At 68.0% G+C, this 10,968-nt stretch carries 6 protein-coding genes and 1 pseudogene (1 of these 7 cut by a window edge); 6 read left to right on the forward strand and 1 reads right to left on the reverse strand.

The features are described from left to right. Positions 1-146 precede the first annotated feature (146 nt). The 6 genes from E6J58_08410 (at position 147) to E6J58_08435 (ending at position 10,256) form a co-directional block, all read left to right on the forward strand. Positions 147-1,184 (forward strand): NAD-dependent epimerase/dehydratase family protein, encoded by a 1,038-nt coding sequence (locus E6J58_08410; protein TMB38849.1) that lies wholly within the window; start codon positions 147-149, stop codon positions 1,182-1,184. A 35-nt stretch (positions 1,185-1,219) separates the two neighbouring features. Further along, a complete protein-coding gene (locus E6J58_08415) occupies positions 1,220-2,347 on the forward strand; it encodes a UDP-N-acetylglucosamine 2-epimerase (non-hydrolyzing) (protein TMB38857.1) in 1,128 nt (375 codons plus the stop codon). Beyond that, complete coding sequence (locus tag E6J58_08420) at positions 2,344-3,627, forward strand: glycosyltransferase family 4 protein (GenBank protein ID TMB38850.1); 1,284 nt, start codon at positions 2,344-2,346, stop codon at positions 3,625-3,627. Before E6J58_08415 ends, E6J58_08420 begins: the two co-directional genes overlap by 4 nt. A 183-nt stretch (positions 3,628-3,810) precedes the next feature. After that, positions 3,811-7,065 carry a hypothetical protein gene (locus E6J58_08425; GenBank protein ID TMB38851.1) on the forward strand — a complete coding sequence of 1,085 codons (3,255 nt, stop codon included), beginning with the start codon at positions 3,811-3,813 and terminating at the stop codon, positions 7,063-7,065. After that, positions 7,062-9,785: a hypothetical protein gene (locus E6J58_08430; protein TMB38852.1), complete on the forward strand. Its 2,724-nt coding sequence runs from the start codon at positions 7,062-7,064 to the stop codon at positions 9,783-9,785. The genes E6J58_08425 and E6J58_08430 overlap by 4 nt, the downstream gene beginning before the upstream one ends. 117 nt (positions 9,786-9,902) lie before the next feature. Continuing rightward, the gene (locus E6J58_08435; GenBank protein TMB38853.1) at positions 9,903-10,256 is read left to right on the forward strand and encodes a hypothetical protein; all 354 of its coding nucleotides are present in this window, start codon (positions 9,903-9,905) and stop codon (positions 10,254-10,256) included. An 18-nt stretch (positions 10,257-10,274) separates the two neighbouring features. On the opposite strand, the pseudogene E6J58_08440 reads toward E6J58_08435, so the two are convergent. After that, positions 10,275-10,968, reverse strand: a pseudogene (locus E6J58_08440) (hypothetical protein); it runs 1,292 nt beyond the window's last position.

The raw sequence follows: 10,968 nt of genomic DNA on the forward strand, positions 1-10,968 counted from the left end.
CCCGAGCAGTTCCGCGGGTCTTGCGCGCTTCGGCACGGTGCTTAACGTTCCAACCAAGGGCGGCGTGTTCGATTTACGGCGAGGGGGCTTTGGGGGCCGTCACGATTCGAACGAGTCGTGCACGCCGGGCAACGCGGGGGGGGGAAGTGTCGTACCGACAAAGCTACGACGGGAAGCGAGTCCTCGTGACCGGAGGCGGGGGCTCGATCGGAACCAACCTGGTGCGCGCTCTGGTCAAAGAGGGCGCGCGCATGGTCATCATCCTCGATGACTTCTCGGCCGCATACGAGTGGAACATTCCTTCCCAGGCCGGCGTCATGCTGGTCCGGGGCAGCGTCGCCGACGACGTCGCGCTGAAGCGCGTCTTCAACGAGAGCGTCGATCTCGTCTTCCACCTCGCCGCCTTCTTCGCGAACCAGAACTCGGTCGACTATCCCGAGCGCGATCTGATGGTGAACGGGATGGGCACCCTCAAGGTGCTCGAGTACTCGCGCCTGGCCCGCGTGCCGCGTCTCGTCTACGCGTCTTCGGGCTGCTCGATCTACGGCCACGAGGCCCCGCTGCCGCTGCGCGAAGACTACATGTCGATGCACCTGACGACGCCCTACCAGATCACCAAGATGCTCGGCGAACTGTACGCGAACTTCTTCTCCCACCACTACGACATGAAGATCGTGAAGACCCGGTTCTTCAACTCGTACGGGCCGGGCGAGGTCCCCGGCCAGTACCGCAACGTCATCCCCAACTTCATCTACTGGGCGATGATGGGAAAGCCGCTGCAGATCACCGGCAATCCCGACGCGACGCGCGATTTCTGCTACGTCGGCGACCTGGTCGACGGGCTGCTCCGGGCCGGCTACTTCGACGCGGCCGCAGGGCAGGAGTTCAATCTCGCCTCCGAGCGCGAGATCCGGATCGGAACGCTGGCGGAGATGATCAACGAGGCCACCGGGAACAAGGCCGGCGTGGAGATCGTCGCCAAGCGCAAGTGGGACACCAAGAACCGGCTGCTCGCCTCCGTCGACCGGGCGCGGAACCTGGTCGGCTACGAGCCTTCCACGCGGTTCGAGGACGGGCTCCAGCAGACGATCCGCTGGTTCCGCGACAATTGGGAGAACATCCGCCAGTGCGCCAGCTTCGGTCCGGGGGTCTCGTCCGCCGTCCGCTCCGTCGTCGGCCGATAGGTGTCTCCGTGAGCGCGCGGGCACCGAAGAAGATCCTGGTCGTATTCGGCACGCGGCCGGAGGCGATCAAGCTGGCGCCGGTCGTCAAGGCGCTCGAGGGTGAACCCGATCGATTCGCGGTAGTGAGCTGCGTCACCGGCCAGCACCGCGAGATGCTCGACGAGATGATCCGCGCGTTCGAGCTGCGCCCCCAGATCGATCTCGGCCTGATGAAGCCGGGTCAGACGCTTCCGGATCTGACCGCTCGCGCCATCACCCGGATATCGGAAGTGCTCGCCGAGGTGCGCCCGGACTTCACCATCGTCCAGGGCGACACCACCACGGCGATGACGGCGGCGCTCGCGAGCTTCTACGCGCGGGTGCCGGTTGGCCACGTCGAGGCCGGGCTGAGGACCGCGGATCGCTTCAATCCGTTCCCGGAGGAGATCAACCGGCGCATCGTCGGCACGGTCGCGGACGTCCACTTCGCTCCCACCCTTTCCGCAGCGCGCGCGCTACTCAACGAGGGCGTTGCGGCACGCGACGTTCTCGTCACCGGCAACACGGTGATCGACGCGCTGCTCATGGCCGCGGCGCGTGCCCCCGCCAACGAGCCCCGGTTCGGCCATCGTCCCCGCTACATCCTGGTGACCGCGCACCGCCGCGAGAGCTTCGGGATGCCCATCCGCCGCGTCTGCGAGGCACTGCGACGCATTGCCGCGCGGCATCCGGATCTGGCCGTCGTCTATCCGGTCCACCCGAACCCGGAGATCCGCGGACCGGTGCGCGAGCTCCTGGGACACGCCGAGGGCATCCATCTTCTCGAACCGCTCGGTTACCTCGACTTCGTCACCCATCTGCGTGGCGCGCACTTCGTCGTGACCGATTCGGGCGGCGTCCAGGAGGAAGCGCCCGCTCTCGGCAAGCCGGTCCTGGTGGTGCGCGACACCACCGAGCGGCCGGAGGCCGTTGAAGCCGGCGTCGCCCGCCTGGTCGGCACCTCCGTCCATCGGATCGTCGGCGCCGTCGACGAGCTGTTGACCCGGCCGGGCGTCTACGCGGGCATGGCGCGGGCAACGAATCCGTTCGGCGACGGCCATGCGAGCGCCCGGATCGTGAACGCGCTGAAGGCTCGCCTGTTCGAACACGCACTTCATCCGCGCGAGTTGGAGGTCAGTCCATGAACGTGCTCGTGCTCACCACGACGTTTCCTCCGGAAGTCCGCTCGGCGGCGCTGCTCATGTGGGAACTGGCCGAGTCGCTCGTCGGCCGGGGCCACCGCGTCACCGTCATCACCGCGCCTCCCGAGGGGAGCCATGGACGTCGAATCGGGCCGCTTCAGCTCCCCTACGTCGAGGAACGTTCCGGCGTGCGCGTCATCCGGATTCCAACCCTCGCCATCCATCGGACCCACGCCCCCGCCTTGTTCCGCGGCCTGGGACAGATTCTCAATGCGCTCGCCTACCTCATCGCCGCCCTGTGGGTGAAGAACGTGGACGTGAGCCTCGCGTACTCCCCGCCGCTCGCGCTGGGGATCGTCGGGGCGGTGCTGCACCGCGTGAAGGGAATCCCGCACGTCCTGAACGTGCAGGACCTGGTGCCGCAGTACGCGATCGACCTCGGCATCCTGAAGAACCGGACGCTGATCCGGATGCTCAAGTGGATCGAGAAGACCGTCTACCGCAACGTCCAGCAGATCACCGTGCACTCGCGCGGCAATGCCGAGTACATGGGCCGCGAAGGGGTTCCGGCCGCGAAGGTGGCGGTCGTGCCGAACTGGGTCGACACGCGCCTCATCCAGCCGAAGTCGCGCGAAACCCGGTACCGCGAGAAAGCCGGGCTGCAGGGAAAGTTCGTGGTCCTCTTCGCGGGAATGCTCGGGTTTGCGCAGGACCTCGATACCGTCGTCGAAGCCGGCACCTTCCTGAGAGCGCATCCCGACATCGTCGTGCTGATCGTCGGCGAAGGCGTCGAGAAGGGACGGCTGCGGGAAAAAGCGCGCCGCCTCGGCCTGGACAACATCCGCTTCATGCCCGCCGTGAGCAGCGGCGAGTATCCGGAGGTCGTCGCCTCCGCCGACCTGTGCCTGGCGACGCTGCAGAAGTCGCTGCTTTGCCCGGTGGTTCCGTCGAAGCTGCTCGGTTACATGGCCGCGGGTCGGCCCATCGTCGCCAGCTTCCCCGATGGCGGGGACGCGCCGCGCGTCGTGCGCGACGCGAGCTGTGGAGTTTGCGTGCCTCCCGGCGAACCGGAGCAGCTGGCGATGGCGATCATCGACGCGTCGATGAGCCCGGAAAAGGGTCGCGTGCGCGGACAGAACGGCCGGCGATTCGTCGAGACGCACCACGACCGCGACGTTGTGATGGCGCTGTACGAGTCCATCCTCGAGCAACTGCTCGATATCGCCGACGAGCCCGCCCTTCCGGCCGAGCGACACCTCGAAAAAACGGCACCGCTCGGCTAGCCGCTAGCTCACCTAAGGTGCGGTTTTACGGCCACTATTTGCCCGGTGCCGGCCCCGGTCGCGCCGCTTGGTCGCCATCGCCTCGACTGTAACTTTCGCGGCGCGTCAAATGTTCGGCGCTTTACATGAGCACCCTCGACGGGCGACTCTCCGACCCCCTTCCTCGCCGCCCTGGGGGCCGACGTGCAGCCCAACAAAAAGGTTTTCGTCATTGGCGCAGGCACCGCTTTGCTCGCCGCAAGCCTGCTCGCGCCATCCGCGGCTCGGGCGTATCGGGCATGGGAGGTGGAACGCAGGCAAGCGCTGATCGCGGCGGCCATCGACGCCGCGCGTCGGGGCGACGATTCGCTTCCGTCGATTCCGCTCGCCGACCCGGACGCCCAGGTCGCCGGCTCCAGCGACGGCGTCACGGACTCAGCGGATCCCGAAGCGGGCGAGCGCGACGACGCGGCGCTGCGCGCAGCTTACGTCGCCGCCGAGCTCGGTATCCGGACGCCGCAATTCAACGCCGAGCTCGGTCGCATCGCGCAGCAGGAGACGCAGCGTTGGCTCGGCCTCGGCAACGACGCCTCGGTCGCTCCCACCGACCAGGACCCCTTCGCAGTGAGTCCCACCGTCCAGGGCAACGCTCCGTGGCGCTCGATGGGCCCGTACTGGGCGCGCACGCAGTTCAACGGCACCTACTACGCCGCAGCCGACACGGGCCGCGTGATGACCATCAAGGTCCATCCGACCAACGCGAACCTCGTCTACATCGGCACCTCCGGCGGCGGGATCTGGAAGAATGCCAGCTTCAACAACAGCAGCCAGGCCGCGGGATCGACACCGACCTGGGTGCCGCTCACCGATTCGCTGGGGTCGCTCGCCATCGGCGCCTTCGACATCGCGCCCAGCAATCCGAGCGTGCTCTATGTCGGGCTTGGCGACGCCTCCGACCAGCAGTTCGGCGGATGGGCGAAGAGCGTCGACGGGGGCACGACCTGGACCACCGCGCAGATCCTCACCGCGGTGCACCCGGCCGACAACGTGACCGTCTTCGCGCAGCAGGTGCGCGAGGTGACCGCCGATCCCAACGACGCCAACCACGTCTTCTTCACCACCGATGCCGGGCTCTTCGTCACGACCGACGGCGGCGCGACGTTCACCATCGCGACTCTTCCCAAGTCGGCCCCGTATACGACGTCGCGCGAGGGCACCTGGTCGATCGCCTGGCTGGGCGGAACGAGCTGGATCGCCAGCGGTGTATATGCCTGCCCCGGTTTCAACGGGCCCAACAGAGCGCTGCAGATCATCGGCGCGACGGTCTGTCCCGCCCCGAACCAGACAGTGCCGGGGAACCTGGGCGACATCTGGCGGTCGTCGGACAACGGGGTGACCTGGACGTCGGTCCGCGACTCCGGCCAGCTCGCCACCCTCATTTCCGCGGCCGGCGCGTCGGGTATCGGCCGCATGGATGTGACGGTCGCGCCGGCGACGGATCCGGCCACCGCGCGGGTCTATGCGCTGGCCGGATCACAGAACGAGAACACCGGCAACAGCTCGACGATCGGGATCGTCCGCAGCGACGATGGCGGCGGGACCTGGACGTTGAAGGCGCGCGTCTCCGCGCCGGCGACGGTGTTGCTGAACCCGACCAGTCGCAGCACCGATTGCACGAACATGAATCTCGGTCACGGGCAGTCGTATTACGACCTGGCGATCGCGGTCGATCCGGGAAATCCGGATCGGGTGATCGCGGCGGGCGATTTCTGCAGCGTGCGCACCCGCGACGGCGGCGCAACCTGGGAGAATACCAGTCACTGGCTTCCCAGCAGCGGCCGCGGCACCACGAGCCGCGGCATGCCTCCCATGATCAGCGGTCCGCTCCCCTACGCGCATGCCGACTGGCACACGGCCCTGGTCAGCCGCGTCGGCGGCCAGGCAGTCGTCTTCGGAGGGAGCGACGGCGGCCTCTTTGTCTCGCGCGATCTCTTCGACCGCGACTTCGGCGAGCAGGTGCATTGGGACTTCCCCGATTACGGAATCACCACGCACCTCATGTATTCGGTGGGGTCGGGAGATCCCACCACCGGCAACCCGTCGTTGCTCTATTCGGGCCTGCAGGACAACGGGACACGCTGGCTGCTCAACAGCGACGACGAGGGGATCGCCACCTCCGTCGAGCTGAAGGTCTGGGACCAGCTCATCGGCGGCGACGGCATCGGTACGGCGGTCGCTCTCGACCCCACAGGAAAGAATCCGACGCTCTGGGCCTCCGTTCAGGGCTCGCGCCGGTTCTGTCGGCCCCGCGCGCGCGACTGCGGCAAGGCCACGCGCGTGGAGCGAGGCACCGAGCGGAGCAACTGGCTTGCGCTCCAGCCCCTGGGCGACGTCGAGCCGTTCTTCATCCGCTATGCCGATCTCGGGGACGGCTGGGTGCTGAGCGCGTCGAACCAGAACCTCTGGCGTTTCCGCCCCACTGACGACGACGCCGTCCTGTCGGTGCGCCTCACAACCTCGCCGCCCGGCGTCCCGAGCATCACGGGTTGCGGTTCGACGGCGGCGCGGACCGTCCGCGGCATCGGCCCGACCGCCTCGCCGCCATACACGTTGGACGGAGTCTCGGCGCGGCTCTACGGGTTGCCGCTGAACTCCGGCTGCTTCGCGGTCGTCACGGACAAGACCCAGCTCGGCGGAACGCTCGCGACGACCACCGTCGGCGTGCCTGTCTCGCTCCGGGCCAACGATGCGAACGGCAATACCGTCCTCGTTTCCTTCACCAGCTCGTTGGCGTTCCCGCGCAATGCATCGAGCCTGGGCGGAACCGATCCCCGGCAGTCGTTCGTCGTCTCCAGCAACGCTCCCGCGGGACTCGATGCCAATTCATTCGCGGTGATTCCGCTTCCGGCCGAGGTCGGGCGGATCTTCAAGACCACCGACGGCGGCAACACATGGATTCCGTTCCACGGCAACGGGACCAGCGATCTTCCCAACGTCCCCGTCTACGTCGTGCGCTACGACTACAGCGACACCACCGACCAGACTCTCTACGCGGGCACCGAGCTGGGCCTCTATCGTACGACCGACGGCGGCGAGACCTGGGCGCGGGTCGGCATCGGCCTGCCGCTGGTGCGGATCACCGACGTCTACATCTCGAAGAACGGCAGCGACGTGCGCGCCTCCACCTTCGGGAGAGGGATGTGGGAGATCCACGTCGGCAGCGAGGCCACGCAGATCGCCGGCAGTGGCGATTACGACCGCAACGGCGTGATCGACTGGTTCGATCTGTCGGCGCTGGCGACGCGGATGGGTGTCGCGCCGCTGGGCAATCCTCCGTTGTCCAATCCGCCCACCGCGCCTTGGTACGACAGCAACCTCGATCTCGGCGGCGCGAATCCCGCCCTCATCCAGGAGGACGACCTCACCGCCCTCCTCGCCAAATTCGGGAGCACGCCGTGACCCACCGCATCGCAAGTCCATCCATCCGGATCGTGCTGACGTCGGCCGTCGCGGTGCTCGCGGCATGCGGAGGCGGCGAGAAGGCGAACCCCGATACCGCGACGGTGACGGTGACGAGCACCAGCGGCTCCCCCCACGGCCTCCTGGTGACGATGGCGCGCACGGCGACCGCCGGCCAGCCGACTGCGGTGACGATCCTGGCATTCAATCCTTCCGGCGGGGCCTTCGCCGGGTACAAAGGCACCGTCACGCTGACCACCGACGATAAGGCCGCGTCGGTGCCCGCGCCGTTCACGTTCACGGCCGCCGAGCGCGGACAGAGGACCGTTCAGGTCACGTTCAGGACGGCGGGCCTCCACGTCCTCCAAGCCACCGACGAGAACGCCGCGACGGACACCGGCTTTACCGTGGTGGCTTCAGCGGCCGCGGCATCGCTGGCGCTGGAGGGCATTCCGGCGGCAAAGGCGGCGGGAGACACGTTCGCGGTGACGGTCGCCGCGCGCGACGCGTTCGGGAACACGGCGACGGGCTACCGAGGCACGCTGCGATTCAGCAGCAGCGACGCTGCCGCGGTCCTTCCTGTCGATGGTGCCTTCAACTCCGTGGACAGTGGCCGGAAATCGTTCGCCCTCTCCTTCCGGACGCAAGGAGCGCAGACGTTCACGGTGCGGGACACCGCCGTCTCCGGGCTCATGGTGACCTCGGCGGCCATCGCCGTGCGGTCCGGAGCGGCCGCGCGCATCCAGCTCCGCCTCAGCGGCAGCTTCAAGGTCGACGATCCGCACACCCTGACGGCGCAGTTCGGCGACGCTTTCGGCAATGCGGTGACCAATTTCGCCGGCACCATCTCCTTCGCGACCTCGGATCTGGCGGCGCCCTCCATCCCCAATGCCGTCCTCACGGGCAGCGAAGGGGGCGTGGCGACGGTGGGGAACATCCGCTTCTACACCGCCGGGCTGCAATCGATCGTGGCGACCTCAGGCTCGGCCACGGGAAGCATCGAGCTTGCGATCTCCAATGCACCGGCACAGGCCTTGTTGCTTTCGCGCGCTCCGTCCGCGGTGATGGCCGGCGAGCCGTTCGGCTTGAGTGTCCGCGCGGTCGACCTCCACGGCAATCTCGCCGTCGACTACGGCGCGTCGGTATCGTTCAATTCCACCGACATGTTTGCCCGCCTTCCCGCGCCCGGACCGCTCTCGCAGGGAACCCGCGATGTCGCCGTCGCGCTGGCGAAGGCCCCGGCCGGATCGATCTCGGTCACCGACGGAGCATTGTCGGGATCAACCGGCCAGATCACGGTGGAGCCGGGCGACGTCGTCACCTTTGCGCTCCAAGGCACCGTGACGGCCACCGCCGGAGCACCCGCGGACGTGACGGTCGTGGCATATGACGGCTTCGCAAACACGGCGACGGCCTTCCGCGGCGCCGTCACCTTCAACTCGACCGACGCGAAATCCGACCTGCCCGCGGTATACACGTTCACGCCCGCGGATGCCGGCCAACACGGGTTCCAGATCACGTTCAAGACCGCCGGGGCGCAGGGGCTCACGGTTGCGAGCGGCGTCCCGTCCGGCTCGATGAGCTTCACCGTGGCCGCCGCCGGAGCGGTATCCTGCGCCGTCTCGCAATTCCCGGCCACCGCTCCGGCGGGCTCGCAGGTCCCGCTGCGCGTCACCGTGTACGATTTGTTCGACAACGTCTCGACGGGCTTCGCGGGCGTCGTGCAGCTCACTTCCAGCGACGCGCGGGCGCAGCTTTCGCCGGCCTCGGCCTTCGACCCTTCGAGCAACCGCGGCTCCCGCGTGTACAGCGCGCGCCTGCTCAGCGCCGGACCACAGACGGTGACGGCAGCCGAGTCGACCAACACATTCTCGTGCCAGGCGACCGTGACGATCGACGTCGGCCGGGCGCAGTTCGTGATCACGTTGCCCGTGGACGTCAACGCCGGCGCCGATGCGACCGGAACCGTCACGGTGAAGGACGGATTCGACAACGTCCTCACCGACTATGCCGGCGCGGTGACGTTCACGAGCAGCGATTCCCTCGCGACGAGGCCAGCCGATGTGACGTTCGATGGGACCCAGGGTGGCTCGGTGACGATCAGGGCCAGGTTCATTTCACTCGGCGTGCAGAGTCTCACGGCCGCGCAGATCGGCGACGTGACGATCACCGGCAGCGCGACGACCAACGTGCACGGATTCGTCTACACGGATCCGGCGGCCGGCGGGAAGGTCCGCCTCGTCCTGAACGCCGCGAGCTCCACTCCGGCCGCCGTGCAGCTCGACCTCGTCGCGGGCAACGGATTGGTGGCCGCCTACGGCGCCGGATTCAACCTTCCGCTCGCCGGAGACCGCGCCGTGGCGGGCACCCCGCTGCTCGTCGAGCCTGCCGCGGTCGCCGGCGTCACGAACTTCGCGCTCGGCATTGCTCCGAAAGCGGTCGCCGCGGCCCTGCCGACGTCCGGGCCTGCCGCGGGCACGCTGTTGACCGGGGTCAGCCAGAAGGCTTCGGGCGCGGGAGCGAAGACGACGGACACCACGTTGACCGTCGGCGCTGTGATGTACTCCGTCCGGTTGGAGCTCGCTTCCAACGCGACGACCGGCACGATCTTCGACGGCAACGCGTTGCCTGTCGGTTACCGCGCCGCCGTCCGCGATCGGCTCGGGAAAGACATTGCGGAAATGGCGGACTTCGCGATCGGCCAGCTCGCCGTCCGCTGAGACGAAATGTCGAAGGCGCGCCGGCCGATGCAGCCAAGGCGCAGTGCGTCTTGACGCGGAGCCGCCGAGTCCTAGGGTACGCGCCGCAGACCATCACGGCCTGTGAAGGGGGATGTCATGGCATCGGACTCCGCTCTGTTCATTGGCTGGAGATTGCCCGTCGTCGGACGTGAAGCGGACGCGCTGGAAATGTTCGGATCGTTCGTTGGCTACCTGGGGAAGCAGCAGGCTACGGGGACGGTGGACTCGTTCGAGCCATGCCTCCTCTCGCCACACGGCGGCGATCTGGACGGCTTCATCATCGTCCGTGGAGATCGTGCCAAGCTCTCCGCGCTGCGGTACTCCGACGAGTTCGAAGAGCTCGTCTCGAAGTGCCTGCTCAGCGTCGACGGCTTCGGCGTGGTCGACGCGTACGTTGGGGATGGCGTCGGCGTGCAGCTTCAGCGCTACGCGAAGAACGTGCGCCGCTGACCTGGCGCAAGCCGGACGTCAGCTCGGCTGTCCCGAGAGGATTGCGCGCGCGGCATCCACCGCTTCGTGCGTTCCGGCAAGCGCGAGCACGTCGTCGACGCGCAATTCCTCGTGGCCGGTGGGAACCAGGACACCTTCAGGATCCCGCGCGATGGCGAGCACGGTTGCGCCGGTGGCGCCGCGGAGGTTGAGACTTGCCAGTGTCCGACCGACGGCGGGGCTCCCCGCGGAGAGCGTGAACCGTACCGGGGATCCGAGGCCCGGCAGGACTTGCGCGACCTGCCGCTCGGTATCGCCATCGGCGGGGGGCGCGCCGCGCGCCTGCGAGAATGCGGCAGCGAGCACTTGCGCTCCGGCCCGGACGTGCCCTTGCAGCTGCGTCACCGAAAGCCAGAGCCGGACTCCGAGAAAGAGAAATGCAGCGGCGAAGAGGATGAGCGTCGGACCCATGGGAAGAAAAGCCCGCGCGACGGCGAAGAGCGGCAGGCCCAGCGCGACCGCAGCGACGAGCTGGAGGGAGACGATCAGCGCACGCCGCGGCGCCGCCGCCAGATCGACCCTTCCCGGAGCCCCTTCGGGCAAGGCTTGCGTGGCGAGCGCGAGGGCCAGCGCGCCGACGAGCCTGACGATCCCGACGAGAAAAGGCGCCGAGAGGGCGATGGCCACTGCCATCGCCACGATCTCCGCCGCAATGGCACCGAGGCCCGCCCGC

The sequence above is a fragment of the Deltaproteobacteria bacterium genome, from assembly GCA_005879535.1.
Lineage (GTDB): Bacteria > Myxococcota > Myxococcia > Myxococcales > 40CM-4-68-19 > 40CM-4-68-19.

Coding starts and splice junctions, on each gene's coding strand:
- E6J58_08435 (TMB38853.1), top strand. CDS start 9,903: ATGGCATCGGACTCCGCTCTGTTCATTGGCTGGAGATTGCCCGTCGTC.
- E6J58_08420 (TMB38850.1), top strand. CDS start 2,344: ATGAACGTGCTCGTGCTCACCACGACGTTTCCTCCGGAAGTCCGCTCG.